This is a genomic window from Paenarthrobacter sp. TAF1, from assembly GCF_052113825.1.
In the GTDB taxonomy this organism is placed as follows: Bacteria; Actinomycetota; Actinomycetes; order Actinomycetales; family Micrococcaceae; genus Arthrobacter; species Arthrobacter nicotinovorans.
On sequence record NZ_JBFRDO010000003.1, the window covers coordinates 275,142 to 299,835 of the forward strand.

General features: G+C 61.8%; 26 protein-coding genes and 1 pseudogene. 9 read left to right on the top strand and 18 right to left on the bottom strand.

The features are described from left to right. Positions 1-4 precede the first annotated feature (4 nt). The gene (locus AB4Y81_RS05845; RefSeq protein WP_018778417.1) at positions 5-967 is read left to right on the top strand and encodes a D-2-hydroxyacid dehydrogenase family protein; all 963 of its coding nucleotides are present in this window, start codon (positions 5-7) and stop codon (positions 965-967) included. Between the two features lie 105 nt (positions 968-1,072). Further along, positions 1,073-2,215: a glycerate kinase gene (locus AB4Y81_RS05850; RefSeq protein ID WP_064722295.1), complete on the top strand. Its 1,143-nt coding sequence runs from the start codon at positions 1,073-1,075 to the stop codon at positions 2,213-2,215. A 15-nt stretch (positions 2,216-2,230) separates the two neighbouring features. Here AB4Y81_RS05850 and AB4Y81_RS05855 read toward each other — a convergent pair whose 3' ends face one another. Next, positions 2,231-2,473 (bottom strand): DUF2630 family protein, encoded by a 243-nt coding sequence (locus tag AB4Y81_RS05855; RefSeq protein WP_018778415.1) that lies wholly within the window; start codon positions 2,471-2,473, stop codon positions 2,231-2,233. Between the two features lie 95 nt (positions 2,474-2,568). On the opposite strand from AB4Y81_RS05855, the gene AB4Y81_RS05860 reads away from it, so the two are divergent. Then, positions 2,569-3,012: a YdeI/OmpD-associated family protein gene (locus AB4Y81_RS05860; RefSeq protein ID WP_441995501.1), complete on the top strand. Its 444-nt coding sequence runs from the start codon at positions 2,569-2,571 to the stop codon at positions 3,010-3,012. Between the two features lie 330 nt (positions 3,013-3,342). Here the strand turns inward: AB4Y81_RS05860 and AB4Y81_RS05865 are convergent, their stop codons facing one another. Together AB4Y81_RS05865 and AB4Y81_RS05870 are read right to left on the bottom strand one after the other, a co-directional pair. Next, a complete protein-coding gene (locus AB4Y81_RS05865) occupies positions 3,343-4,464 on the bottom strand; it encodes a VanZ family protein (RefSeq protein WP_441995502.1) in 1,122 nt (373 codons plus the stop codon). Between the two features lie 337 nt (positions 4,465-4,801). After that, a complete protein-coding gene (locus AB4Y81_RS05870) occupies positions 4,802-5,656 on the bottom strand; it encodes an MFS transporter (RefSeq protein ID WP_441995534.1) in 855 nt (284 codons plus the stop codon). Here AB4Y81_RS05870 and AB4Y81_RS05875 point away from each other — a divergent pair. Next, positions 5,652-5,804, top strand: coding sequence for a hypothetical protein (locus tag AB4Y81_RS05875; protein WP_441995538.1), 153 nt, complete (start codon positions 5,652-5,654; stop codon positions 5,802-5,804). The genes AB4Y81_RS05870 and AB4Y81_RS05875 overlap by 5 nt on opposite strands. On the opposite strand, the pseudogene AB4Y81_RS05880 reads toward AB4Y81_RS05875, so the two are convergent. Further along, positions 5,745-6,059: pseudogene (locus AB4Y81_RS05880) on the bottom strand (MFS transporter); the annotation flags it as partial. The gene AB4Y81_RS05875 and the pseudogene AB4Y81_RS05880 sit on opposite strands and share 60 nt — an antisense overlap. 55 nt (positions 6,060-6,114) lie before the next feature. On the opposite strand from AB4Y81_RS05880, the gene AB4Y81_RS05885 reads away from it, so the two are divergent. Beyond that, positions 6,115-7,068 (top strand): DUF5937 family protein, encoded by a 954-nt coding sequence (locus AB4Y81_RS05885; protein ID WP_441995503.1) that lies wholly within the window; start codon positions 6,115-6,117, stop codon positions 7,066-7,068. A 50-nt stretch (positions 7,069-7,118) separates the two neighbouring features. Here AB4Y81_RS05885 and AB4Y81_RS05890 read toward each other — a convergent pair whose 3' ends face one another. The 3 genes from AB4Y81_RS05890 to AB4Y81_RS05900 form a co-directional block, all read right to left on the bottom strand. Beyond that, positions 7,119-7,670 carry a dihydrofolate reductase family protein gene (locus AB4Y81_RS05890; RefSeq protein WP_441995504.1) on the bottom strand — a complete coding sequence of 184 codons (552 nt, stop codon included), beginning with the start codon at positions 7,668-7,670 and terminating at the stop codon, positions 7,119-7,121. A gap of 11 nt (positions 7,671-7,681) precedes the next feature. After that, positions 7,682-8,002: a hypothetical protein gene (locus AB4Y81_RS05895; protein WP_318257130.1), complete on the bottom strand. Its 321-nt coding sequence runs from the start codon at positions 8,000-8,002 to the stop codon at positions 7,682-7,684. Between the two features lie 798 nt (positions 8,003-8,800). Continuing rightward, on the bottom strand, positions 8,801-9,319 hold the full coding sequence (locus tag AB4Y81_RS05900) for an FG-GAP repeat domain-containing protein (RefSeq protein WP_441995535.1): 519 nt from the start codon (positions 9,317-9,319) through the stop codon (positions 8,801-8,803). Positions 9,320-9,794: 475 nt separating this feature from the next. Between AB4Y81_RS05900 and AB4Y81_RS05905 the strand changes: the two genes are divergently transcribed. Then, positions 9,795-10,571, top strand: a complete 777-nt coding sequence (locus tag AB4Y81_RS05905; protein ID WP_189076497.1) for a hypothetical protein — start codon at positions 9,795-9,797, stop codon at positions 10,569-10,571. Between the two features lie 522 nt (positions 10,572-11,093). Further along, positions 11,094-11,972, top strand: coding sequence for a VanW family protein (locus tag AB4Y81_RS05910; RefSeq protein WP_055976812.1), 879 nt, complete (start codon positions 11,094-11,096; stop codon positions 11,970-11,972). 117 nt (positions 11,973-12,089) lie between these two features. Here AB4Y81_RS05910 and AB4Y81_RS05915 read toward each other — a convergent pair whose 3' ends face one another. Beyond that, positions 12,090-13,157: a hypothetical protein gene (locus AB4Y81_RS05915; protein ID WP_441995505.1), complete on the bottom strand. Its 1,068-nt coding sequence runs from the start codon at positions 13,155-13,157 to the stop codon at positions 12,090-12,092. Positions 13,158-13,288: 131 nt separating this feature from the next. On the opposite strand from AB4Y81_RS05915, the gene AB4Y81_RS05920 reads away from it, so the two are divergent. Further along, on the top strand, positions 13,289-14,221 hold the full coding sequence (locus AB4Y81_RS05920; RefSeq protein WP_156369828.1) for a hypothetical protein: 933 nt from the start codon (positions 13,289-13,291) through the stop codon (positions 14,219-14,221). Positions 14,222-14,427: 206 nt separating this feature from the next. Continuing rightward, positions 14,428-14,655: an SOS response-associated peptidase family protein gene (locus tag AB4Y81_RS05925; protein ID WP_229778659.1), complete on the top strand. Its 228-nt coding sequence runs from the start codon at positions 14,428-14,430 to the stop codon at positions 14,653-14,655. A 392-nt stretch (positions 14,656-15,047) separates the two neighbouring features. On the opposite strand, the gene AB4Y81_RS05930 is transcribed toward AB4Y81_RS05925, so the two are convergent. The 10 genes from AB4Y81_RS05930 to AB4Y81_RS05975 all read right to left on the bottom strand — a co-directional run bounded on the left by AB4Y81_RS05930 (position 15,048) and on the right by AB4Y81_RS05975 (position 24,647). Then, positions 15,048-16,841 carry an alpha/beta fold hydrolase gene (locus tag AB4Y81_RS05930; protein ID WP_441995506.1) on the bottom strand — a complete coding sequence of 598 codons (1,794 nt, stop codon included), beginning with the start codon at positions 16,839-16,841 and terminating at the stop codon, positions 15,048-15,050. A gap of 384 nt (positions 16,842-17,225) precedes the next feature. Beyond that, on the bottom strand, positions 17,226-17,792 hold the full coding sequence (locus tag AB4Y81_RS05935) for a type 1 glutamine amidotransferase domain-containing protein (RefSeq protein ID WP_018778399.1): 567 nt from the start codon (positions 17,790-17,792) through the stop codon (positions 17,226-17,228). Positions 17,793-18,036: 244 nt separating this feature from the next. Then, a complete protein-coding gene (locus AB4Y81_RS05940) occupies positions 18,037-18,834 on the bottom strand; it encodes a hypothetical protein (RefSeq protein ID WP_441995507.1) in 798 nt (265 codons plus the stop codon). After that, a complete protein-coding gene (locus AB4Y81_RS05945) occupies positions 18,831-19,529 on the bottom strand; it encodes an ABC transporter ATP-binding protein (protein ID WP_441995508.1) in 699 nt (232 codons plus the stop codon). The genes AB4Y81_RS05940 and AB4Y81_RS05945 overlap by 4 nt, the downstream gene beginning before the upstream one ends. A 47-nt stretch (positions 19,530-19,576) precedes the next feature. Continuing rightward, a complete protein-coding gene (locus AB4Y81_RS05950) occupies positions 19,577-20,398 on the bottom strand; it encodes a hypothetical protein (RefSeq protein ID WP_413304520.1) in 822 nt (273 codons plus the stop codon). Positions 20,399-20,474: 76 nt separating this feature from the next. Continuing rightward, positions 20,475-21,128 (bottom strand): response regulator transcription factor, encoded by a 654-nt coding sequence (locus AB4Y81_RS05955; protein ID WP_441995509.1) that lies wholly within the window; start codon positions 21,126-21,128, stop codon positions 20,475-20,477. Then, positions 21,125-22,279 (bottom strand): sensor histidine kinase, encoded by a 1,155-nt coding sequence (locus tag AB4Y81_RS05960; protein ID WP_018778394.1) that lies wholly within the window; start codon positions 22,277-22,279, stop codon positions 21,125-21,127. The genes AB4Y81_RS05955 and AB4Y81_RS05960 overlap by 4 nt, the downstream gene beginning before the upstream one ends. Before the next feature lie 24 nt (positions 22,280-22,303). Beyond that, a complete protein-coding gene (locus tag AB4Y81_RS05965) occupies positions 22,304-22,666 on the bottom strand; it encodes a hypothetical protein (RefSeq protein ID WP_306879487.1) in 363 nt (120 codons plus the stop codon). A gap of 63 nt (positions 22,667-22,729) precedes the next feature. Then, the gene (locus AB4Y81_RS05970; RefSeq protein WP_441995510.1) at positions 22,730-23,269 is read right to left on the bottom strand and encodes a hypothetical protein; all 540 of its coding nucleotides are present in this window, start codon (positions 23,267-23,269) and stop codon (positions 22,730-22,732) included. Positions 23,270-23,291: 22 nt separating this feature from the next. Next, positions 23,292-24,647: a uracil-xanthine permease family protein gene (locus AB4Y81_RS05975; protein WP_018778387.1), complete on the bottom strand. Its 1,356-nt coding sequence runs from the start codon at positions 24,645-24,647 to the stop codon at positions 23,292-23,294. Positions 24,648-24,694: the final 47 nt, after the last annotated feature.

A 24,694-nucleotide genomic window follows, 5' to 3' on the forward strand; every position in this document is an offset into this window, starting at 1 on the left:
AGCCGTGACGAAGTTCCGTTTAGCCATTCTTGACGACTACCAGCAGGTTTCCGGGGACTACGCGCCTTGGGATTCACTGCCCGACGACGGCGTGAAGGTCAGCGTTTTCAGCGCACCGTTCGTCTCGGAGGAGCAGGCCGTGGCCGCGTTGACGCCGTTCGACATCGTTGTCGCGATGCGTGAGCGGACCCGCTTTCCGCAAAGTGTCCTGGATTCCTTGCCCAATCTGAAGCTTCTGGTGACCACCGGCATGGCCAATGCCGCGATTGACATGGAGGCCGCATCCGAGCGGGGGATCGTGGTGTGCGGAACGGGTGGATCCCCTGCCGCGGCGCCGGAGCTCACCTGGGCCCTGCTGCTCGCTTTCGCACGGAACCTGCCTGTGGAGGAGAACTCACTGCGGGCGGGGGAGTGGCAGACCGGCGTCGGATTTGAACTTGAAGGCAAGACGCTTGGCATTGTTGGCCTGGGGAAGATCGGCAAGCGCATGGCCGGTTACGCCAAGGCGTTCGGCATGGACGTCCTCGCATGGAGCCAGAACCTCACCGCGGAGACCGCTGAGGCGGCAGGTGCCCGCTTGGTCAGTAAAGAGGAGTTGTTCAGCGAGTCGGACATCGTGACGCTGCACCTGCGGCTCTCCGAGCGAACCGAGGGCATTGTGGGCTCGGAGGAATTGCGCCTTCTGGGTCCCGACGGGGTCTTGGTCAATACCGCCCGGGGCCCCTTGGTTGACGAGGTTGCCCTGATCCGTGCCCTGGAGGAGGGCTGGATCCGGGGCGCCGCCCTTGATGTCTTCGAGGAGGAGCCCCTTCCCGCAGGGCACGCGCTCCTGCATTCCCGGCGGACTGTCCTCACGCCGCACATCGGGTACGTGACGCACGAGAGCTACCGGAAGTTCTACGGGGAGGCGTTTGAGGACGTCAAGGCCTGGTTGGCGGGTGACCCTGTGCGGGTGCTGGGCGGGTAGTCCCCTGGTGCGAGGGGAGACGTGCGGCGGGAACTACTGCGACGCCGTCAACGCAACGTTACGTTCGGGCAAGCGCTTTCCCGGCAAAGCTGGCAAGATGGTCCCATGCGTATCCTCATTGCCCCGGACAAGTTCAAGGGATCCCTGACCGCCGCCGAAGCCGCGTCAGCCATGGCCGAGGGCGCGCTCCGCGTTTACCCGGATGCCGTGACCACGCAGTTCCCGGTAGCCGACGGCGGCGAAGGCACGCTGGATGCCGCCATTGCCGCGGGCTATGAGGAACGGAACAACGCCGTAGTTGGTCCCATCCTCAAGCCGGTCGGTGCCTCCTGGGGGATCCGGAAGGACTCCTTCGGCGGGGTGACCGCTGTGATCGAAACGGCCATGGCCTCAGGCCTGGCGCATATGGAGCCGACTCCGGAGAATTCCCTGCGCGCCCACAGCTACGGTTGCGGGCAACTGATCGCCGCCGCCCTGGATGCCGGGGCCACTGAGATCGTGCTCGGTGTGGGCGGCTCGGCAATGTCCGACGGCGGCAGCGGAGCCTTGCGTGCGCTGGGGCTCAAACCGCTCGATACGGCAGGAAATGTGGTCCCGCTGGGCGGCGGTTCACTCGCAGACGCAGTTGCCCTCGACGTCTCGGAGCTGGATCCCCGGCTGTCGGCCGTGAAGTTCCGCATCGCCGTCGACGTCCGAAACCCGCTGTACGGGCCGGAAGGTGCCGCGCACGTTTTCGGTCCGCAAAAGGGTGCGGATGAGGACGCGGTCGAAAAGCTCGACGCCGGGCTCCGCAACTGGGCATCGCTCCTCCGGGAAGCCACCGGCCGCGACGTGAACGTTCCGGGAGCTGGAGCGGCGGGCGGGTTCCCGGCGTCGTTCCTGGCGTTTACGGATGCTGCGCTGGAAGGTGGTTTCGCGCTGGTGGCCGGTCTCACCGGGCTCGCCTCGCACTTGAGCGAAGCCGATCTTGTGATTACCGGGGAGGGGTCCATGGATGAACAGTCCCTCACCGGAAAGGCGCCCATCGCACTGGCTGACGCGGCGAGCGTGCACGGCATTCCGGTGATCGCGGTGGCAGGCCGTATCACTGTGACCCCCGAGGATCTCGCGAAGCACGGGATCGTGGCTGCGGCGCAGTTGCTGGACGTCGCGCAGCGCAAGGACGGCGTTCCGGATGTTGCCGATGCAGTCGCCAACGCCGCCAAGTACTTGGCGTGGGCGACCAGCCAGGTTCTCGAGGGCGCCTAGGTTCGCCCGGCAGAACTACTGCCTGTAACCCTCGACTTCGCTGATCGGGCGGGCCTCGGCGTCGTCCGGGTTCTCCCCGGCATGCTTCTTGGCCCGGCGCTGCCGCAGCAAGTCCCAGCACTGGTCCAGCTGGGCTTCCAGCTGGGAGAGACGCGCGCGGCTGTCGTCACCGTCGGTCTCCGATCCCGCCGAGTCGCGCAGATGATGCTCTTCTTCCACCAATGCCTGGATTCGTTCCAGAAGATCCTGCTCGTCCATGGTCCTGCTCCTTGGGTTGGCTGTTCCGGGCGTTATGTGAAACCTAGTACTACTGACCGGGTGCGTCTACTGGCGGCTGACGGCATACTTGGGTCATGCAATTCACAACCACCATCGTGGGCGATGGAAACAAGGCCGGCATAGAGGTTCCCGCCGATGTCGTTGATGCGCTGGGGGCTGGGAAGAAGCCGCCCGTGGTGGTGACCATCAACGGCCAAAGCTATCGCAGCAGCATCGCGGTGATGGGTGGAAAGTACATGGTGGGCGTGAGCGCGGCGAACCGCGCGCTTACCGGCGCTGCTGCCGGTGACACGGTGGAGGTCGGCCTGGAAGTCGACACCCAGCCGCGTGTAATGGAAGTCCCGGACGATCTCGCTGCAGCCCTGGATGCCGAACCCGAAGCGAAAGCCTTCTACCGGACGCTCAACTACAGTGCCCAGCGGCGTTATGTGGAACCGATCGGAGACGCCAGGACTGCTGAGACCCGCGCGCGACGTATCGCCAAAGTTGTCTCCGATCTGAAGGCCGGGAAAAAGTAGCCGGACGGTCCCGAAAGACGGACCCGGAAAAAAATAAAAAGAAAGTGACCTGGACCATGACACGTTCCATCAGGTGGTGCCACTACTAAGTAGTGACAGGTTGCAGAGCGCATTCCGGATGTAGAACAGCAGCCACGGCCTATGAGGTGTTGAGACCCCCTCCTCGGCCGGTCACGGCGCAACGATCCATGCCGCTTTTTGTCGGCGAGCTGGAGGTGCGCTCGTCCGCTTGCCCAAGTGGACAGTGTGGCCGGCCCGAAAGCAGACCCCCCCTCGAGCCGGCCACACGCACCTCGCGCACCAGCCGGCTGCCGAGGTGGCGTGCGGCCCCTAGGCGGGTCGAGGAGCTGGGCCAGCCACCCGGCGTCGTTCGATTTCACGCGAGTCAACCATCTCCGCACCCGTCAGGACGCCCGAAAGTCCCCGCGATTTTGTCAGGGGAACCGCCACGAAGGCGGCCAGGAGCAGCAGGCCGGAGAGCGGACCGAACGCCGTTGCCGGTATCAGGGCAGTCAGGAACGACAACACAACATAGAGTCCGCCGGTGGTGCTGGCCCGGAGCAACGCCCGACGGCGGGTGGCCGGCCAATGCGGTTGCAGCCACACGGCGCGCTGGCCGAGTGATGCGCCGGAACCCACAAGCGCCGGCAGGTAGAACACCAGGAACCCGGGAACGAGATGCATGAGGACGAGGGAGACGGCGTCGTCCGCTCCGGGAAGGTCTGCACCGATCGCGAGCAACCCCACCCTGTAAATCACAACGAAGCCGAAGCCAAGGAACGTTAGCGCCACGTAGTCGATGATCATCCCGAGCCAGCGCCGACGGACAGTGACGGGGCGGCTCTGGCCACGGGCTGCGCGGAGGTCGCGTCGTTGCGGCATGAACCAGAGGACCAAAGGCGCAATCATGGCACCGATCAGGGCACCCAGGGTGTTGGTGATGAGATCGTCGACATCGGCAAGGCGGTAGGCACAGTCGTAAATGCCCCACAAACCAGTGAATTGAGTCGCTTCGATGAGGCCCGAGGCGAGGGCGCCTGTCAGCGTAGAGACGGCAATGTTCCACGACAAGTAGCGGCGCGCGATCACACCCCAAGGAACGAAAAGCACCACGTTGAATACAACTTGCAACATGGCACGGCTGGTCAGTGTCCCCGTGATCCCCAAGCCCGAGGTATCACGTTGGATATCGTCCAGGAATTGGAAGGGGAGCGCCTGGAAGGTGCTGCCGCCCGGGCCGCATTTCAACAGGGTCGGGTCAGGCAGGGGTAGCAGCGTGTAAGCCACCAGAGCAACGCCGTAGATGCTGAGCCCCGCGGCACCCAGAAACCGGCGCCACGTGAACCGGCCGTACATCCTGTACTGGACGGCCACGATCGGCACCATGAACACGCCAAAGAGGGCCACTCCTCCCAACACGCCCACGTACGCCGGCCAGACCCATTCCCCCATGATTCCCCTTCACTCGTTCCTTTCCATGGTTTCAGGGTGGGCGGCTCAATCCCTCCGTCTCCGTGGTGATGTTGCTCGCGGCGGTCTCGCCCCGGGGTCGGATTTTCGCGTAACGAATCAGTGCTTTTGTGCACCTTAGTAGAAAGGAACGTGGCTTAGGGGGACAGTCAATGGCGCAAGAGTCGTGCAGGAATGACCTGTGCTTGGAGGGGTGGATCTGGCCGCAAGTGGGCGAGTTTCCTGATGGGCAGTGTCCGGAATGCTCGGACGAGGAACCCCCGCCGGAACCAAGTGCGCAGCCCGCCGGTGGGCGGCGGCGGACCCTGCGCCCGCCCCGTTAGGCGAGTACCGCCGTCGTCGTGGCTTTCCGCGCTATCAGCGCTACGCCCGCCGCCGAGGCAACAAAGACCGCTCCCAGGATGGCCCAACCCAGCGTGCCGTGTTCGACGACGGTAGCGGTCACCACGAGAGGTGCGAGCATGGCCCCCAGGGCGGATCCCATGCCGAACATTCCCTGGTAAGCGCCGGCCTGGAGCGGATTGGCGAGCTCGAAGCTGAGTCCCCACGCCCCCGCTTGCGAAAGGATTTCCGCCAACGAGTGCAGGAGTGCGGCACCGCACAGGAGAATGATGGCGGCGACCACCGGCACTCCGCCCGCCAGTGCGTAGAGCGCGCAAGCCGCGGCCATGAGCACCCCACCGGTCAGCACGATCTTCCCGGCACGGGCAGGATGGTCTGTGCCGCGGGAGAGCGGCACCTGCAGCAGGACGACGCACACAGTGTTGATGACCAGGACCACCGATATCAGCACATCCGGCGCGCTGGTGTCCTGTGAAATCCACAGTGGAACGCCCATCTCAGCGAGTCCGAACTGCATGCCGAAAATACCGGACAGCACCGTCAACAGAACGTAGCGGCGATCCTTGAAGGGGGAGATGCCACGCTTCGGCGCAGGGTTGGCGGGGTCGTGTCGCGGCGCGTCGACGCGGCTGGGAAGGCGGCGGAGGTGCAGTGCGCTGAGGACATAGACGACGCCGGCACTGATCATCATCACGCGGAACGCGTCGGCCGTCCCGGCCAGCAACGCCAATCCGGCGATCATGCCACCCGTCGCGATGCCCAGGTTTGTGATGGTGCGGAGGACAGCGCGGGCGTTGACGCGGTTCGGGCCATCGAAGGCACGCGCGATGATCGCTGAGCTTGGCGTTCGCGGCGCGGTCCACGCCTACCGTAATGCAGGCAATCACGACGGCGGTGCCGAAGTTCCCGGCGAACGTATAGCTTGCGATAGCGAGACCTTCGACGGCGACCATCACCACCAGCAGCCGGCGCGCGGATAAGTGGTCCGCAAGGCGGCCGCCAATGTACGACGTCGCGACGCCGACCCCGCTGGAAACAGAGAGGATGACGGCGATTTCCACGGCGCTGAGTCCGACGAAGCGGCTGAAGTACAGAACCGTCAGGGTAAGGAAGATGCCGCGACCCACCGTGGAGACCAGAATGGCCGAAGCGAGGATCCTAAGGCTGGGTTCGGAAAGGGCGGCGCGGAGGCCGTGCCGGGGAGGGGTAATGGTGTCTGCCGGAGTTTTGGTCACCCCCCAGTTCTGTCACCCGCCGAGGATGGCCGGTAGTGATGTAGCGTTATGCTTCATGTTGAAGTACGTACTGTCGGGCGCCGACCTGGGCGGGGTGCGCTTCGGCATCTCGCCCATGTGTGAACTGGGGCTCTCTCTGAGGGCCATCCGTGATCCCAGCCAGTACCCTCTTCAGCTGCCGTGGTTGCGCCGCACGGAGGAAGCCCGTTCCCGCCTGGATCTGGATGGTCTGCTGGCGCTGGTTGACCACCGGCTCTGGACGCCGGACTTCCTGAATCCCAGGCCTGATTCCCCTCTCACCAGGATCGACGACGAGTTCGCGGCATTGGAGGGAATTTCAGCCGAGCAGTTCCACGGCGACCTGATCCGGGTGCATGGCGAAGTGCCCGCAGTCTTTGCCGGACCCGTTGGCCCGGCGATCCGGCGCCTCGTGCAAATCCTCAAGGACTTTTGGGAAACGTGCTTCGCACCGCACTGGCTGCGCATGCGCACCATCCTGGAAGCAGACATCGTTTACCGCGGCAGGCAACTCGCCCAGGGCGGGCTGTTCACAATGCTCAACGACTTGTCCGGTGCCGTGGAATTCGACGGCCGGGTCATCTCCGTGCGGTTGAAGAACCCTGCGTCACGGACCGAGAAGACTGATGGCCTGGGGCTGACTCTCGTACCCACCATGTTCACCCGCAGGGCCTCTGCTCCCGTGAACCACGGTGACCCGCCGATGCTGATGTACCCGGCCCGCGGTCAAGGAGCCATGTGGGAAGCGGAGCAAGTGAGAAGCCCTGCCGCTGTGGTGGCGCTGCTCGGCGAGGCCCGAACCAGCCTGTTGACGGCGCTCGCTGCGCCTGCCTCATCCACCGAGCTTGGAGTGCGCTTTGGCGTGACCACGTCCGCGGTCAATCAGCATCTCAGGGTGCTCCGCAATGCCGGGCTCGTGACTTCCACGCGCTACGGCCACAGTGTGCTCTACTTCCGGAGCGAGCTGGGCGCGGCGTTGCTGCTGGGGTGAGCGCTGAGGCGGGTCGACGACGGCAGCCGGCTGCCGCCGTCGAGCGTTCTCTAGTCCTTGCGCAGGCTGTAGGTGCTCACAACGTTGCCTTTGCTGGTGCCGTACTGGTCCTCCAGAACGAGCCGGTTTTGGGGATCGCCGTCCTCGAAAAGGCGCCGGCCGCTGCCCGCCACCACCGGGTGCGTCATCAGGGTCAGCTCGTCCAGCAGGCCCGCAAACAGGAGTTGGCGGACCACCGAGATGCTGCCGCATACGGCGATCTCTCCGCCGTCGCGGTTCTTGAGGCCCGTGATGAAGTCATCCAAAGAACCCTTGATCAGATGCGAGTTCTGCCACTCCAGCGGTTCGGTCAGGGTCCGGGACGCCACGAATTTTTCGACAGGATTGATGAAGGCGGCGAAATCATCGTCCTGGGTGGCGTTTGGCCAGTAGCCGGCCCACTCTTGGTAGCTGACCCTGCCCAGCACCACGGTATCCACGGTGTTGATCATCTTGGTCAGGCCCTTGCCGAGGTCCTCGTCGAAGCTGTCGAACTGGAACTTGAACGGATCCTGGACCACGCCATCCACGGAGTGGAACAGTCCGGCGGTTACTTTTCGCATGCGTTCTCCTCTTAGGCTGCCCGGCTTGCTGTCTGGAGTTTCCGGGAGGGCAGGGCGGTCACATTGCCGACGTTGCCGGGCGCAGTGTTGAGGCGGACAGGCACCTCATGGAGTTCAGCGTAGATCCTCAGTTGGTCCAGCGCATCTGCGTCGATGGTCGCTTCCGAAAGGTCCATTTCCACGCCGAGCCCGCCGCCCAGGCCCTTAGTCCGCTGAACCACCGGGTAAAGCCCCTGAAGGCTCGAGGTGGTGACGCGGCCCGTTGCTGCGATCTGGATCTGTTCGCCGTCTACGTCGACGCGAACAACTACGGAGAGCTTGTCGCTGGCCAATTTTCTGCCTTTCATCCTTGCTGCCACGCTGCAGCGCACCCCAGCGTATGTGCCAGGTGTGACCTGCGCAACATTACGACGGCGGGAGCTGGCACGGGTTTGATCCCCAGCCAGGCCGTTTGGCCGGGTCCCTGCGTACCCGGAACGGGTGCGGGTTCGCTCGTGAGTCGGCGACCCAGCTGTCCCGGAAGTTGTCTTTGTTATAGCTGTTGGAAGGGGATGTTTTGGGACAACATGCGGGACGACAGTGTGTCGGGGACGCTGGACTGGGATTTCATCATTGCTGGACTGTGTCTGAATGAGTGCCCAAAGCCGTCTGCACAACATGCACGTTAGAGGATGCCTCCAAGGGGTCGGCGCGGCATCACGCGACATCCGGCATGCTGCCCCGACTGAGTCCGCGACTCGGAAGTGTCCCACCGAGTGTGTCCCAGTTCCAAGAAAATGGGACAGGAAACTGTGTAGCGTTTCGGCAGCTTCACCGGGCATTTTTGCGGGCGAGTCTTACATGACCGCATCTGACTACGCGCGTCGCATGGGCAACACTTTGATCGCGGACTGGATCGATGCCTGGACGCAGCGACATACAACGAGTTAGCCAGAACATGTACGGTGATGGATCCTCCACCGGACGTCTACATCCCATGGCCTCGGATCCGGAAATGGGCACCACGTCCGGCTAGGACAGTTATAGGATCTCCGTCATGATGTTCCAGCCGCTGCCCACTTTCCTCGATGTGGGCCATGCGGATCCACCGCTGCCCTCGTAAAGGTACAAGTCGCCGATGGAGTCCCGGGCTATGATGTCGTTTTTCCGTCCCCATTGAAGTCGCCGGGTCCAACAAGGGAGTTCATGGCGTTCCAGCCGGCGCCGGTCACGCTCTGTGGCAACCAGCCGCCGGTTCCGTTGCCGGGGTAGAGCCACAGGACACCGGAACTGTCGCGGCCCACGACATCAGCTGTGCCATCACTATTGAAATCACCGACACCGATGGCCTCCGACCCGAAGAACCAGCCATATCCCGCCCACGCTGAGTTCAGCCAACCGCCCTTTCCATCACCGCGCTCTATCCACATCCCGCCACGGTTGGAGACGGCTACGTCAACGAATCCGTCGCCTTGGAAGTCGCCGATCCCTAGGCTATTAGTCTGGTTATTCCAGCCGGCGGATACCTGCACACGTGGCATCCATCCCGCCGAGCCATTTCCGGGGTAAAGCCACAGGTCGCCGGCGCCATCACGGGCCAGAATGTCAGCCTTGCGGTCCCCATTAAAGTCGTTCTTGACGACGTCCGACGCGGAAGTTGACGGAGCCAGATCCCGGTTCGCGCTGGCTGCGGCAGGCGCCCCCCGGTTCCCCGATCAGCTCCACGAGGGTTTACGCCACGACCACTAATGCGTAGGGCCACATGGCCGGTAGAGCCAGCGCCATGGAAGGAACCCAAACCTAAAGAGGGCTCCTCACAGTGGAGGTGTTCCCCAACAGAACTGATTCAATTGCACGTCCGGCAGCAGCGAACCGACGCCATCAGACTGCTGGGGCCAAAAATATACGTCCTACCGGGGCCAATCTAAGTTGACACAATCATTTGGCGTTTCCTCGCCGCTGCTTCAGCGACGCGCTTTCGTCATTTCGGGGGATTGCATGAGTCGAAACTGATCTCCGGGCAGTTCTTCCTTGTCACGGGTTCTCTGCCGGAGGAGACTTGAGGCGACGGCCTTCCATCTCGGGCCGCCCGCGGGGCCACCCGGCTGCGGGGCCTCACAGCACCCTGTAGTGGCTGGTGGATCAATGAGCTCCATGACACCCCTCGAAAAGGCCGGTCAGCGGTTGCGCCATCTCTTGGCCTTGGTGATTGTCGCCCTGATTGGATGTCTTTGCGGGTGCGAGTATGAGCCCGATAACGTCGCCCTCCCGTCCACCAATTCTCCAACTTTGGAGGCCCGCACGGCCCCGCCACTGCCGGACGGAAACGACCCCCGCCCGTTCCCGCCGCTGCCGGAGAGTGGAGACATTGACGCCGGCACATACCTCGTCCCCGTCGCCGGCCATACTGAACCTTTCGAGATCACCGTCCCAGACGGCTGGTTTGCTCTCGACGGCGGAAGTGTGGGCAAGGACGACCCGGATCATCCAGCTGAATGGGCCGTCCACATAACTCTTTTGCCTGTCAACTATGTGGCGATGGACGCATGCAAGTGGAGGGGCGCCCTTTCCGATGACGGTCCGTCGGCCGAGGCCTTCGTTGACGCGATGGCGGCGCAGTCGTCAACGGCAAGCACCCCTCCCGTCAAGGTCACGGTGGGCAACTACTCAGGCTTCGAGTTCGACCACTTCGTCGAGGCCAACGTGGACATGAACGCCTGCGACGGCGGTGAATTATGCATTTACTCAAGACATACACAAGCCTGCTCACGCTGGTACTCCACCCGGGGCGAACGCGAAACCTACCGGGTGGTCGACCTGAACGGCAAGCGGGCTGTCGTCGCGGTGGGCCGTATCGACGAATCAATCAATCCGGAGTTGATGAGAGAGGCACGCGCCGTCTTCGACTCGATCGTGTTCTAGTCCTACAAGTGACCAGCTGATCCGATAAGCGATCCCGCCCGCGGGCGCCGGCTCCTTCTCTGAACCCCCTCCATGTCTTATAACCGAGGTGCCTCGAATCCCTAACGTTCCGAGACAAATCAATGGCGCGGATTGTGAACAGGAGTGCTGAACAAACGGGCACTTGTGCACAGGAGTACCGGCCAGTCACTGATCGCAACCCGTCTGCACAAACCCCAAAATTCAGCGGGATTTTGTGCAGTCGGCTTCTGAAAACGACAGATTCGGATGGGTGGGGGAGTGTTCCATTGCTGGTGTCCCACTTCTAAGGAACTGGGACGATCCCGGTCGGCACCTAAGGCACCTGCGCCGGCATCTGGTATCGCATGAACCTCAGGCGTTGGTTGGATGGCCCATGTTCCACTGGCTCAGGACGGACCGTTTCACCGATTACTCGATTTCTTCAAGCGTCTGGAAAGATAGCCTTGACGCCGGGCGTTCCGGTTTGGCTTGCCCTGGGTGGGCGTTTTTACCGGGGGAACCATGGCACGAAAACTCTTCTGCGAACTTTCGCCGATCACATACCGCATTTCTGTGCAGCGCATGATCCTGAACCGCAAATTGCGCGACCTGTTCTCTCCCACAGTCTTTGCGCGGCGCCAGCCGGAAGAGGTCCTTCCTGCGGTTGTCTACCGTCACAACTCACTGATCCGCCGCAAGCTGGGCAACGTGGACTTGCACCTCCAGGAAAATAAGGCGGTAAGTCTGGGGATCGCCGCGCCTCTGGTGAACTCTGTCGTCATTCGTCCCGGCGAGACCTTTTCGTTCTGGAAGCTGGTAGGGAGTTGCACTGAAGCCAAGGGATACCGCGAGGGCCTGGTCATCAACCATGGCCGAGCCGATTCCGGAATTGGTGGCGGCCTGTGTCAATTCACGAACCTTCTGCATTGGATGGTCTTGCACAGCGAGCTGACTGTGGTGGAGCATCACCACCACGGGGACCTGGACTTGTTTCCGGACTTCAATCGTCAGATCCCGTTTGGTTCGGGCACTTCGATCATCTACAACTACTTGGACTACCGGGTTCGCAATGACACGGACCAGGCTTTCCAATTCCTGGTAAGTACCAACGACGAATACCTGTGTGGTGAACTTCGCGCCGAGCACGTCCCGGATGTGAAATTCCACATCCGTGAAGAGGACGCCTACTTCTACGAGTCCGGGAATAAGGTTTACCGCCATAACCGGGTGATGAGGCTGACCCGGGACAAACGGACAGGTCTTGTGACCTCGAAGCAACAGATCATCGAGAACAACGCCTTGGTCGTTTACGACCGTTCCCTCATCAACGCCCCGGTGCTGCCAGCTCCGCTTCCTCCTGATCCCATGCAGGACGACCGAGTGGCTCCAGCTCCCGCCTAAGCGGCCTACCAGGTCGGTGAACCCGACAGCGTCTCTCTTTTACGTCAACGGAGTCCCAGCTGCCGCGTTCCGTATCCAAGGAAGTGGGACACGTTGCTCTTGTCGCCTACTCCAGCATCAACACACAGGCTGCAGAGGCACCTCACCCAGACGAATACCGGTTGCGTCCGTGAACTCCACTCGTACAAGGACGCAGCCGGGTGCGTACACCTGGGGTGTGAAGGAGTTCTTTGCCTCGGGTGTTGCTTGCACATCTCCAGTGATATCCGGCGATGTGAAGCTAACTGAAGGGAGGCCCTCAGCAGGGCCTCGTTCGATGTACTTCGTGACCGTTGTTCCGCTGAGTTGGTTGCTGACGTGGACCCAGCTCGTTTCGCATCCAGGAGAGTGCAGTACGGTCACTAACGCGAACGGGGAAGGCTCTGAGGCCCTGGCAATGGGGATACTCTTCAGCGTTATGGCATCTACGGAGCAACCAGCTTGTGGGTAGGTGCCGTCCAAACGGGTTTGTACGGGTGGGGGAACCGAACGACTCCCGATCCCAAGCTGAGGTCCGAAGAACTGCAGGGCAAATGTCGCCACAGCCACAAGTAGGGCACCTACGGTGGCTATTGCTGCAATGGTGCCTAATGAGAAATGTCCTCGGAGAAAGCCCACGGCGTCTCGACCTCGGCCAGGCTGGATCTTGACGTCAATGAGGTTCCGGTCATTCCACGCCCACTTAGGTCGTCCGTCGAGCAGCACCGTTGTTTGGGCGGGGCGGCCTTTCTTTAACAGAGCAGGACCGAAAAGGACGTTATCGCCTTCGGCCCGGAACAACCCAGCCGGGTTTACTCTACCCAGATCGGCTTCAGGATCGTCACTCAGCAGAGCGATAATAGGCGCGCCACATTCGAGGATGAGTGGTTTTCCGGCATCAAATCTGCTGCTCTGGATATCCGCTCGTCCAGTTGATTCAAGAGTGACAATCAGCACGTAGGGGTTCTGCACAACGTTGCCGGAGTGTTGGACCACGAGCTTGTCCCAACCGCTGCCTTGCCCGAGCTTGTTTACTATTGGGGCGGCCCTGACGTCTGCGGATATCCGTGATTTGGGGTTGCTGCGCCTGTACTGCAGTGCCGTAATTACTGCCCCAACGAGTGTCACGACACCAGCGACTAGTGCGATCAGGTCCGAATTGCTCATGTGCAAATAAAACCATGGCACCTGAACGCCGATGGAACCGCCGGACCGATGCTTGCCAACTTAGTAACGGTGAGGTCGTTGCCGACGAACGTCCCAAAGTGCGCACAAGCGTCCTTTGCACGCATCAATGAGTGCCGCTCAACGAGGGTGGCTCCCAAGCCAGACAAAACGGGATAGCCTTTGCGCTCATGAGAACATGTGTCTTCTGCGGTGGGTTTCCTTTGACGGTGGAACACGTCTTTCCCCAGTGGTTACGGCAATTTGCCGCTCCTCAGGCCTTCATCCAACGCAAGGGCTCCTACCAGGCTCCTTTCCGTCAGACGGTCGTGAGGAAGAACTCTCAAGGAACCTATGTCAAGGTCGATGAAGCTCGGGGTACGAGGACGCCGAACGTCCACGAGGTAAAAGTAAAGAGCGTCTGCGCTGCTTGCAACAACGGCTGGATGTCGAGACTGGAGACTTCAGTCAAACCGATCCTAAGAAAGATGGCCAAGAAGACACCTCCCATGCCGCACTTGGTGTCCCCTGAAGGAAAGCTTTATCTGGCGGCGTGGGTATATAAGTGCCTTCTTATGTATGACCAGTACCTTCCTGTCGAGGACAGGGTCTTCGTGGACGAAGATTTCACTTCCTTCATGAAGACCCGCCGGCCACCTTCGTCCGCACGCATCTATATGGGGATTACAAACTCCCCATGGTCCACCGTTTCAATCTGGCACCAACCCCATCGTTTGGTCTTGGACGCAGGCACGGACCCCCAAGCGGCACTGGCCCAACCAAACAACACAGCGAGTTCTTTCCTTGGAATAGAGGGCATCTATTTCATCCAGCAGTACTTCAAACCAGATCTTCCCTGGAATGCCGATAACCGCTATATCTGGCTTGACGCACAACGAGGAGTCGATGCCACTCCCGCAAAGCTGATCTGGCCAGCGGACAACAAGCCTCTCAATTGGCCACCTCCCTTGACCCCATTCCTGAAAACGGAGGCTGCCAGACTAGCGCTCTACCAAGTGATTGGATCCCTGCGTGACCTCGCGGATTGGGAAAAGCCGCTCGAATGAGCGCCACGGCAAGAGAAGAATCAGCGAGGTAATGATTGAGTATGGGTACCAACGCGGGACACCACACCTCAGGACAGCGACCGCGAGCTCCGTCATGGGAGGGGGAGCTGCGCGAGGTCCTCAAGAAGTACCCGGGCGCCGGCCCGCGGCTGGCCACGCTTTGAAGGTTTTGTGGGCAGAATGGGCTCATTTGCGGCAGATACGTGATGTCCAAAGCAACGAGCGATCTTCTGAGCCATTTCGAGGCCAAGGAGGTTGAAGGCAACCCTCCTGGGCCGAGCTGGAACGTCGCCCCGACCCAGATTGTGCCAATCGTGGCCGAACGACTGGACGAGGGAGCCCTTGACCGGCGGCTGTTGATCGCAAAGTGCGGCCTGGTCCCGTCCTGGGCCAAGGATGCGAAGATCGGCTCCAAACTTCTCTGCACTAACTGACCCCATCAGCTGCTGGGCAGCGTCCCACTCTTGGCTGTTCCACTTCCAAGGAAGTGGGACAGCGTCCTTCGGTTCCTAAGTGCCACCAGCCTGTGGACCGACGGTGCTCCATTTTGTTGTGGCTTTGGCGGTTGACATCCGGCGTTTGGGTTGCGGTGTTCGTTTACTCGCCCGTTTGAGAGTTAGTGGCTGTTCGGTTGCGGGTCCAGTCCGGAGGCCCACACTCGTCCGTTGATGGCCAGTTCACGCAAGACAACATCACTCCAGCATCCCCTGAACTGGCTTTGAAATATGTAGCCAGTTTGAACCTCTGGCTACCCTCCAGGTCAGAGCTCGTTGGTGGATCTCAATCGGCATGTGTATTTCTCAACAGCTGGACCCGGGCGCCCTGTTCACCCGACGGATTGCGTGATGAGTGTGACGAGTGGATCTATATGAGTCAGCTGCGGATGGTGCCCTGCGCCCGGCATCGAGACGAGCTCAACGTTCGGAAGTGATTCGAGCTGCCCAACCATGCCCGGGGCGATTGGGTCCTCGCTTCCCGTAATGATGCGGACCGGGCCGGTGAATCGCCCCAGGGCCTCCTGGAGTTCGCTACGCCACTGTTTCGATCCTGCAAGGGCGAGTTGCTTGGCAACCTTCTTGGCGCTGCTTCGTTTGATGTCACTGAGGCTGGACTGGAGAGCAGCCGCGTTCGCTTCTGATCCGGTCAGTTGGCGTGACAGCCGCGCCGGACTGGTGTGTCGCAGGTAGGTGGATACGAGCGGCCGAAGCCCGGCTGGGACGCCCGTTGGGGTTTGGAGGAAGAACGGTGCGACCAGTGTCAGGGACTTGACCCGCTCCGGGAACCGGTCCGCCGCGACCACTGCCGCAGCCGCGCCGATGGAATGGCCGATGAGGTCAGCAGGTTCACCGCCCAGCACATCGGGAAGCCACTGCTCCCAGTCCTGAATGCCTGTTCCTCCGCTGAGGCCGAGTCCGGGAAGGTCGACGACGCGCGCGCCGACACCCGAAGCGACGCCGGCCCATGTGTCTGCGTTGACCGGCAAGCCGGGAAGGACCACCCGGGTGGATCCGGCTACTCCGAGTTCGAATGTCCTTACACCGCCGGCATCGACGAATCGGCGGCCGTCAGCCAAGGCGTCGCCAAACCGGTGTGCGGCCAAGTAGTCGGCCCACCGTTCCAGGGACACCAGTACGTCCGGCATCCGTATCCCGTGTCTGTCTGCGAACTCGATGGCTGACTCTGTCGGATAGCGGTCGGCGGACATGAAGGAAAGTGTCTCGGGATCCGCCCTGGTGATCCGCTGCGGGAGTCGCTTGATGACGCCGACCGGCATCCGTACCCGCGGAACCTTGACTCCGAGGTGCCGCCCGACGTGGGTGAGCAGGTCAGCCAGCGGCGGGGTAGCGTCGTCGAGAACCCAATAAGCCTTGCCCGCAGCAGTGGGATCGACCGCTGCTGCGGTCATGAAGGCAGCCAAGTAGTCGACCGTGACGACCGGGAGGAACGTCGATCCGTTTCCGGGCAGTGCGGCTACGGCTCCCTCCCAGACTTGCGCGATGGTGGTAGCCAGGCCGATGAGCTGGTCGGACTCCCCGGTCACGCTGTCGCCGATCAGGCTGGACGGATTGACGATCGTCCAGGGGACTCCGTGCTCCAAGGCACGTGCTTGGAAGATGGCGTCGGATTCCACTTTCGAAGCCTCGTAGGCGCCAAGTTCCTTGTAGACCGCGATGCGGTGGTCATCTGACCATGGGACAGTGGCGGGGTCCTGTCCGCCCACCCGGTAGCCCGACACGTGGACGACGCGCTGCAGGTTGGGGAGGTCCTTTGCGAAGTCGATCAGTTTCTCGACGATGCCAACATTTGCGCTGCGTGCCTCCTGGGCGGTCATCCCGAATCGGTAGGTCCCGGCGCAGTTGTGGATCTCGGTGATGAACGGCAATGTCGATGGTCCACCCGCGACGATCCCGGGAGCATCGAAGTCGACGATCGTCGTCCTGATGCTACGTTCCAGGCCATGCTCCCTGACCCATCGCTCCACACGCGCTCCGGACTCGGCGGTCCGGACTGCCGCTGTCACGTTCGCGCCAGCCTTTGCAAGGGTCAGGACGAGGTGCCGGCCGACCATTCCCGAGGCCCCGAAGACCAGGGCGTTGCGGGAGTCTGCGCGGGGTGTCATCGGGTCCTCCCGGCGGTCTGGCAACGCTGGTTGACAAGCTCCACTACCGCACCAGCGGCCGCAGCAAGGGGTTGGGTGCTCTGCGTGGCGCGAGAGGCTATGGTCGCAGTCTCCGCCGATGGCACAAGAACGGCCACCGGCGGCCGCGCGTCTTCGGCGTCAACACCGCTGGTCTGGACGGGCTGGAGCAGGGGCTCTGTGAGCCGTTCTCTTGTCAGGGTTCCTTTGGATGGCATAAAGAAATAATAGACCAGTCTATATATTTTACAAATCACTCAAGTGCCCGGGCGAACGAGGCCTGCCTGGCAGTTAAACGCAAGTGCCGCCGTCGTACTTCTTGTGAAAGTACGACGGCGGCACTCGCCTTAAGGACGCTGGTGGCCGCTAAGCCGTCTGGCCGGCGTGCTGGCCTTCCGAGATCTCTTCAACAACCTTGGCATTGAAGGCGGGGAGGTCGTCCGGGTTGCGGCTGGTGACCAGTCCCTGGTCGCACACCACTTCTTCATCGCTCCAGTTGGCGCCAGCGTTCTTCAGGTCCGTCTGGAGCGTGTGGTACGAGGTGACGTTGCGGCCCTTGATCACTCCGGCTTCGATGAGGATCCACGGTCCGTGGCAGATCGAAGCGACTGGCTTGTGCTGCTCGAAGAAGGAGCGCGTGAAGTTCTGGGCGTCCTTGTCCACGCGGAGGTTGTCCGCGTTGACGACGCCGCCCGGGAGAACCAGGGCGTCGAAGTCCGAGGCGTTGGCGTCCGCAACTGCGAGATCGACGTCGAACGTGTCGCCCTTGTCCACGCCGTTGAAACCCTGGAGCTTGCCTTTGTCGAGGGCTACCAGGGTGGGCTCGCCTCCGGCGTCCTTGATGGCCTGCCACGGGCTGGTGAGTTCCACCTGCTCCACGCCGTCCGTCAAAAGGAATGCGACCTTCTTGCCTGCGATGTTGTGTTCTGACATTGTTCCTCCTCTTGTTCGGCTGCTTTTTGGGCATGTGCCGGTGCTGCGAGAGTTGTTTGTCTGACCTGAACCAGCCTAGGGAAGGATGCTTTAGTAAGCAAGCTGACTATTTCGATGGGGTTGGTGAACATACGCCTAACCGGACATATTCAGTCGCAGCGAAAACCGGACTCGTACGTCGCTAAGCCAAGCCCGACGGCGGTCCCCGCCTCAGTCTGAGGTGAGGACCGCCGTCGTGGTTCAGCTATCCGCGGGCGTCCCGCGTGCTGAACTTGAACCCTGCAAAACCCACGAGGCCGGCTGTCCAGGTGAAGGTAACTATCGCAGCGGTGAGAGCACCCAGGTCCGCGGCCGGGTATGACCCCGTCACCAAGCCGGGATCAAACAGCAGGACCCCGGCCACTGTGGGTAGGTAGGCAAAAGCCGGAGTCAGCAAGAGCAACATCAATGACAGTTGCGACACTACAATCAGCGCAAACAGCGGTATCAGCGTCTGCTTGAGCAAGATGCCCAGCGCGAACCCAATGAGGGCTATGGCATCCCAGAAAGCGATGGCACCAACCCAGCGGAGACTAAGGCTTGCCGGAACGGTTCCGTTGACGACGGAAAGTTCGCCGAGACCGGATTGGGACAGCAGGCTCAGCAGCGGGATGGTCACCAGACCCAGCAGCGTGACAAACACGGTCAACGCAGTGCATTTTGCCACGTAGAGGCGCTCGCGGTTCGGCGCGGCCACCAGGCTTGTCCGCAGTTGGCCCGACACGTACTCACTCGATGCGGAAATGACGCCGATAACGATGATTCCAATCAGTCCCAGCGCAACCCAGTCAAAGCCCACCGTCTCCGGACTCGCCCCTGGGGCCAGGCCGGGGTCATTCGTTCGGAGCGCTTCCCCCACCGGACCCGCCTGGGACCACCCGACGAGGACGACGATGAGCCACGTCAGGGCGGCAGTGATCCACACGGACCTTAACGTGACGAGCTTGGTGAGTTCGGCGCGGAACAGACTGGGCGTTCGGGCAGTGTCGACGAGTGCAGTCATGCGGCGCTTCCCTTAGCTGCGTTGCCGGTCCAGTCAAAGTAGGCGGCTTCCAGGTCATGGTGACCGGCTACCAGATCAACGACGTTTCCAGACTGGACGATGCGGCCACCGGAAATGACGACGATATGGTCAGCTACGTGCTGGACCTCGTTAATGAGATGGCTGGAGATAAGGACAGTCTTGCCGTTGGCCGCGAGGGTTCTCAGAAGCCCCCGGATCCAGCGGATACCTTCGGGATCCAAGCCGTTGGTCGGCTCATCGAGAACAATAATGCGTGGATCGCGGAGGAGGGCCGCGGCGATCCCCAGCCGTTGACCCATCCCCAGTGAGTACGCTCCCACGCGTTTCCGGGCGGCGTCCGAAAGTCCGACGAGCTCGAGGACTTCACCGATCCTCGAATGCGGGATGCCATTGGACTGAGCCAGCCAAGTGAGATGGGCCTTGGCTGTGCGACCCTTGTGGGCTCCTGAGCCATCGAACTGAGCTCCAACGGTCCAGAGGGGGGCGATGAGGTCCCGGTAAGGCTTTCCTTCGATGAGCGCGGACCCGCTGTCCGCCCGGTCGAGGCCGAGAAGCAGACGGAAAGTGGTCGACTTGCCAGCCCCGTTCGGGCCGAGAAAAGCGGTGACTTTCCCGGGCTCGGCCGTCAGTGAGACGTCGATAATTCCGTCCGACTGCCCGTATTTCTTGCTCAAATTCTTAATCTCGATCACTGTCTGATCTCCTCGGTAGTCGATGTCACTTAGCGGCGAACTGGTTGGCGGCGGAACAGAACAAGAGCAGCGACCAACGCTGCGACCACCCACACCACGAGGACCAATCCGCCCGTCGCAGGTCCCAAATCGCCCGGCGCGGAAGGTGGCAGTTGGTAGAGCTGGGCGCCCGCCTGATCCGGCAGGAACTTGGCCAGGGAGGTGATGTTCACCATATAGGTGGAGACAATGAGGGCCATCGCCAAGACCGTGCCCATGGCCGCCAATCCGCTGCGAAGGACCACCGACAAGGCGTAGGTGAACAGGGCGATGAGTATCCAGTAAAGGACCACGCCCCATAGGATTCCTGATGCCGCTTGTGGAGTTGCTGCTATCCGGCTGCCCTCGGCGGTGCAGTCGATGACCGCGCAACGAATAACTGCCGACCCAAATACGCTCAGGACAGCCGTGACGAAAACGGCAACGACAATCACGATCGCTTTGGCCGCCAACACGGCACTGCGCTGCGGGAGGCTGATCAAGGTGCTACGAAGCGAGCCGCTGTCCGACTCCTGGTGCATCGACCACGCAGCAAGAAGGATGACCCCTATTTGTCCATAGTGAAGGATGACCAGAAAGGCCGTACCTCCCTCAAGGCCAGCTGCCTCCTCCGGCCTCCCTGCCTTATGGGCAGCGTCGATCAGGTTTGTCAGTATCCAGGAAAGAAGCACCGTGAGCAGCACCGTTCCCGCCATGGTGTTGAGGCAAAGACGCAGCGTCAGGAGTTTGGTGGTCTCGGCCCTGACGGCGCGGGCCATGGTGGTTCGTAACCCCGGCCGCACGTCGAGGGTCGCTGTGGAAGATGCTGGCATGACTCAAGTCAATCCGGGCCGGCATCGCTTGTCTGTCTGCAGGTGTTGACAGTCGTGGCACGCTCTTGGGAAGGCTTTAGATGGGCGTAGGACGCACCAGGCCGCCTTCGTAGGCGATGACAACAAGTTGGGCTCTGTCCCGCGCGTCCAGTTTCGTCAGGATTCTACTCACATAGGTCCGCACCGTGGTTCGCGTGAGAAACAGGGCAGCCGCTATTTCGTTGTTGGAGGCGCCTTGTCCGATGAGGGTCAAGGTTTCGCGTTCGCGGACTGTCAGTTCGCTGATGCGGTCGTGTGCGCCCGGGCTCTGGGTGAAGCGGTCTATGAGGCGGCGGGTGATCTCCGGGGCGAGGAGGGCGTTACCTTCATGTGCGGTCCGGATTGCCTTGAGGATGTCCGGCAGCGGCGCATTCTTGAGGAGAAAGCCGGAGGCGCCCTGTCGGAGAGCTTGGTACACGTAATCGTCCATATCGAAGGTGGTCAGCATGACCAACCGGGTGCTGGATTTCCGGGAGGCCAGAACGCCTGCAGCTTCAAGGCCTGTCATCCGTGGCATTCGAACATCCATGAGGGCCACATCCGGTTGATGCTCCAAGATGGACTCCACGGCCTCCGCGCCGTCCACAGCCACGGCGGACACCGTCATGTCCGGCTCGTCGTCGATCAAGAGGCGCAGTGACGTCCTGATGTGAGCATCGTCGTCTGCGATGAGCACACTGATTTCATTCATCGGCTGTGCGCCCTCCCTGCAGTTCCCGGCAGTGAAACAGCCACACGGTATCCATTGGTCTCCCGTCCTGCTTCGAAGGTCCCGCCCAATAACTGAGCCCGTTCACGCATGCCTGTGAGTCCGTGACCGTTCTTGGAAGCCAAAGCCGCCCCCGGGCCGTCGTCGAGGACGCTGATCCGCAGGTCGTCGCCCTCAGTCCTGATGGTGATCCGGCAGGTTCCTGCTCCGGAATGCCGGATCACGTTCGTCAGGGCTTCCTGAATGATTCGATACGCGGTGGTTCGCTGCGCGGCCGGAAGATCGTGGGCACTTTCGTCGGCGTCGATCACCACAGATATACCGGCCCGTATGGCCGGCTGCGACAGCTCCCGCACCAGTTCCGGAAGGCTTCCCGGCGGAGCGTCATCAGCCGTTTCGCTGCGTTCCTGTCGCATCAAGACCTGAAGTTGGCCCAACGCATCACGGGCGTCGGACTCGATGCCCTGCAGTGCAGATCGCAGATCGTCGGGGGTGGACGACTTTACATGGGCCACGACGCCCGCCCGCACCCCAATCCCTCCCAGGGTGTGGGACAGTACGTCGTGGATATCCCGTGCGAGGCGAAGCCGTTCCTGGGCCCGGGCATTGCGCTCGGTTTCGCAACGCATGCGTTGGGTGCGAATTCCCAAGACCCATGCGGCCCCGATGATGACGGCGCCCAGGATGATGCCCCGGATGCTCGCTTCGGCGCCCTCCGCAGAGACCAGAAGCAAGGACGCAAACAGAAGAATTTCCAGCACGATCAGCCATGCAGGAAAGAGGCGTGTCCCGAATCGTTCCGCGGCAACGTACAGGCAGAGCCCTGTCACCAGGAAAGGATCCTCGGTCATTCCCAAGCTCCAGCCAACGGCCGTCACAACGCCGGTCCAAGCGGCAGCTAGCCAAGGAAACCTTGACCGAAGGCAGAGTCCCAGGACAACAAGGCCCCCCAAAGCCAGTTGGACCAGCCTGCCCGGTGATTCCGGCGGAACCACGGTGATCCAAAGCCCTGCCACCACGATGATGCCGACCAAGCCGTTCAGTAGAACGGGAATGATCGTTTCCCGGACTACGGAGACGTGAACGTTTTCTGGATCAGCGCTTTGCGTCGTGCTCGGGTGTCGTTGCGTCATAGGCCATCTCATTTGTCAGGGCAGTCAGGGTTGAAGTTCCACGGGTAACTCAACCAGGTACTCACCCAGGAGGCCTGAAGCGATGACCATGCGGTACGTCGTTTGTTTCTTGATGGTCCGGTCGGCTTCCTCGGCGATCGAGTCGTCCACCACGAGTTGCCCGCACGAGGTGTCGAGCTTATAGGAGGTGCGGCTTCGGTTCTCATGGGAAATGACCACGTTCTCGGTGGTGCAGACCCTTTCAGATTTGGGCCGCAAAAGCTTCTCCACTGCGGGAGCGCCGAAGGACAAGGCTACAAGCGCCGCGAGGCAGATGAGGTAGGTCCGGACCGTAATCTGCGCCCGAGGCTTCGCCACGCGTGCCCTTCCTGATGGGTCTTCTTGCATGGCCTCAGCCTAGAGGTTTGAGCGTTCTCCCCGTCAACACGCAGAAATCAGATAATGACAGCCCTACGTCGACCTAACCCGCGAGACCAACTCCCCGCTGGCGCTATATGTCTCAGTCCAGCCCTTGCGGGTCGTTGCTGTGAATCCCAAGCCGGCCTCCCCAAAAGATGCCCAAGGATCTTCCTCATCATCGGGGCGCACGAGGGCCCCACTCGGTAGTAATACTGAAGTCATTTTCCGACCGGTGTCCCGGAGGATGACTGCACAACGGTCGGTGTCAGGCCATTCCGTGACAATACCGTCGTAGTACACGCATTCCAGGCTTGCAAGATAGCCCTCTTTGTCGACGAAACATAGCACCGACGATGGGACACCGGCGGGCCGAGCAAGTTCTTCGACCTCTGTAGGCATCAGGCAAAATTCCGGAGCGGCGGGCGCTTTCGCCCGGTCGACATGGAACTTGATTGAAGGGCAACCGCAAATGCAGTCCGGCTCGACTCCAAGAATGTGCATCGCTTGCTTCCGGAAGGCACCGACGCCGTCGAATTCGACGGAAAGAAACAGGTCGAGCACTTTCCGCTCAGCGTCGGTAATGGGTCGCATGCGGCGCCTCGCTTGCTACCGCCTACTTCCCTTTCTTCCCGCCCCGCTTGGCCGCAGCGTTCATCGCCGACTTCACCGCTGGCGGCAGCCCCGCCGTCTCGGTTTCCGGCTCAGCGACGGTCCCGCGCCAGCGAGCCAGTCCCTTCATGCCGTGGTAGATCACCAGCGCAGCAGCGGAGCCAAGGGCAATGCCCGTGAACTTCAGCTCACCGATGGTCCAGGTGTAGTCCGCGATGCCGATGATCAAGGCCACAGCAGCGGTGGTGAGGTTGATCGGGTTGGAGAAGTTGACCTTGTTCTGAACCCAGATCTTCACGCCAAGCACGCCGATCATGCCGTAGAGCATGGTCGCAGCACCGCCCAGGACACCAGGGGGCACGGTCGCGATCAGTTCGCCGAATTTCGGGGAGAAGCTCAGCAGGATGGCGAAGACGCCGGCCACCCAGTAGGCCGCCGTCGAATAGACCTTGGTGGCCGCCATGACGCCGATGTTCTCCGCGTACGTCGTGGTACCGGAACCGCCGCCGAACCCGGCAAGTACCGTAGCGGCGCCGTCGGCCATCAGCGCGCGGCCGGAGACGCCGTCGAGGTTCTGGCCCGTCATGGCGGCTACCGACTTCACGTGCCCCACGTTCTCAGCCACCAGCACCAGCACCACCGGCACAAACAGACCCACTACGCCGATGTGGAATTCGGGCGTCTGGAAAAACGGCAAGCCAACCCAGGCTGCGGCATCCATCTTTTCGTAGCTGACCTCGCCGCGCATCATCGCCACGAGGTAACCGACAACGACGCCCACCAGAATGCTCAGGCGCCCAAGGATGCCTCGGAACAGTACAGAAACCAGGATGATCGTCACCAGCGTGATGAGCGCGGTAACGGGCGCCAGGTCGAAGTTCGCCTTCGCCGCCGGAGCCAGGTTCAGGCCGATCAGCGCCACAATGGCGCCGGTGACGATCGGCGGCATGAGCCGGTTGATCCATTCGGCGCCGAACTTCTGGACCACCGCACCAATAAGCGCCAGTACGACGCCGGCAAGCACCACGCCGCCCAAGGCGCCACCAACGCCGTACTGCTGCTGGGACGCCATGATCGGGGCGATGAACGCGAAGCTCGATCCCAGGTAGCTGGGCACTCGCCCCTTGGTGATCACCAGGAACAGCAGTGTTCCGATACCGGAAAAGAACAGCGTGGTGGCCGGCGGCATGCCCGTGATGATCGGGACCAGGAAAGTCGCCCCGAACATCGCAACTACATGCTGCATGCCGATGCCGATGGTCAGGGGCCAGGCGAGCCGCTCATCGGGTGCCACCACGTGACCGGGGCGGATGGACTTGCCATTACCGTGGAGCTTCCATTTGGTGCCGAGCATGCTCATGGCGGAGCCTTCCTCAGAAGAGTATTGGGATTCGGTGCAACATTACC

What these genes read in the sequence shown, in the direction of transcription:
- AB4Y81_RS05850 (WP_064722295.1), top strand. Translation starts at nt 1,073, where the DNA reads ATGCGTATCCTCATTGCCCCGGACAAGTTCAAGGGATCCCTGACCGCC.
- AB4Y81_RS05855 (WP_018778415.1), bottom strand. Translation starts at nt 2,473, where the DNA reads ATGGACGAGCAGGATCTTCTGGAACGAATCCAGGCATTGGTGGAAGAA.
- AB4Y81_RS05860 (WP_441995501.1), top strand. Translation starts at nt 2,569, where the DNA reads ATGCAATTCACAACCACCATCGTGGGCGATGGAAACAAGGCCGGCATA.
- AB4Y81_RS05865 (WP_441995502.1), bottom strand. Translation starts at nt 4,464, where the DNA reads ATGGGGGAATGGGTCTGGCCGGCGTACGTGGGCGTGTTGGGAGGAGTG.
- AB4Y81_RS05875 (WP_441995538.1), top strand. Translation starts at nt 5,652, where the DNA reads ATGATCGCTGAGCTTGGCGTTCGCGGCGCGGTCCACGCCTACCGTAAT.
- AB4Y81_RS05885 (WP_441995503.1), top strand. Translation starts at nt 6,115, where the DNA reads ATGTTGAAGTACGTACTGTCGGGCGCCGACCTGGGCGGGGTGCGCTTC.
- AB4Y81_RS05890 (WP_441995504.1), bottom strand. Translation starts at nt 7,670, where the DNA reads ATGCGAAAAGTAACCGCCGGACTGTTCCACTCCGTGGATGGCGTGGTC.
- AB4Y81_RS05905 (WP_189076497.1), top strand. Translation starts at nt 9,795, where the DNA reads ATGAGCTCCATGACACCCCTCGAAAAGGCCGGTCAGCGGTTGCGCCAT.
- AB4Y81_RS05910 (WP_055976812.1), top strand. Translation starts at nt 11,094, where the DNA reads ATGGCACGAAAACTCTTCTGCGAACTTTCGCCGATCACATACCGCATT.
- AB4Y81_RS05915 (WP_441995505.1), bottom strand. Translation starts at nt 13,157, where the DNA reads ATGAGCAATTCGGACCTGATCGCACTAGTCGCTGGTGTCGTGACACTC.
- AB4Y81_RS05925 (WP_229778659.1), top strand. Translation starts at nt 14,428, where the DNA reads ATGTCCAAAGCAACGAGCGATCTTCTGAGCCATTTCGAGGCCAAGGAG.
- AB4Y81_RS05930 (WP_441995506.1), bottom strand. Translation starts at nt 16,841, where the DNA reads ATGACACCCCGCGCAGACTCCCGCAACGCCCTGGTCTTCGGGGCCTCG.
- AB4Y81_RS05935 (WP_018778399.1), bottom strand. Translation starts at nt 17,792, where the DNA reads ATGTCAGAACACAACATCGCAGGCAAGAAGGTCGCATTCCTTTTGACG.
- AB4Y81_RS05940 (WP_441995507.1), bottom strand. Translation starts at nt 18,834, where the DNA reads ATGACTGCACTCGTCGACACTGCCCGAACGCCCAGTCTGTTCCGCGCC.
- AB4Y81_RS05950 (WP_413304520.1), bottom strand. Translation starts at nt 20,398, where the DNA reads ATGCCAGCATCTTCCACAGCGACCCTCGACGTGCGGCCGGGGTTACGA.
- AB4Y81_RS05955 (WP_441995509.1), bottom strand. Translation starts at nt 21,128, where the DNA reads ATGAATGAAATCAGTGTGCTCATCGCAGACGACGATGCTCACATCAGG.
- AB4Y81_RS05960 (WP_018778394.1), bottom strand. Translation starts at nt 22,279, where the DNA reads ATGACGCAACGACACCCGAGCACGACGCAAAGCGCTGATCCAGAAAAC.
- AB4Y81_RS05965 (WP_306879487.1), bottom strand. Translation starts at nt 22,666, where the DNA reads ATGCAAGAAGACCCATCAGGAAGGGCACGCGTGGCGAAGCCTCGGGCG.
- AB4Y81_RS05970 (WP_441995510.1), bottom strand. Translation starts at nt 23,269, where the DNA reads ATGCGACCCATTACCGACGCTGAGCGGAAAGTGCTCGACCTGTTTCTT.
- AB4Y81_RS05975 (WP_018778387.1), bottom strand. Translation starts at nt 24,647, where the DNA reads ATGAGCATGCTCGGCACCAAATGGAAGCTCCACGGTAATGGCAAGTCC.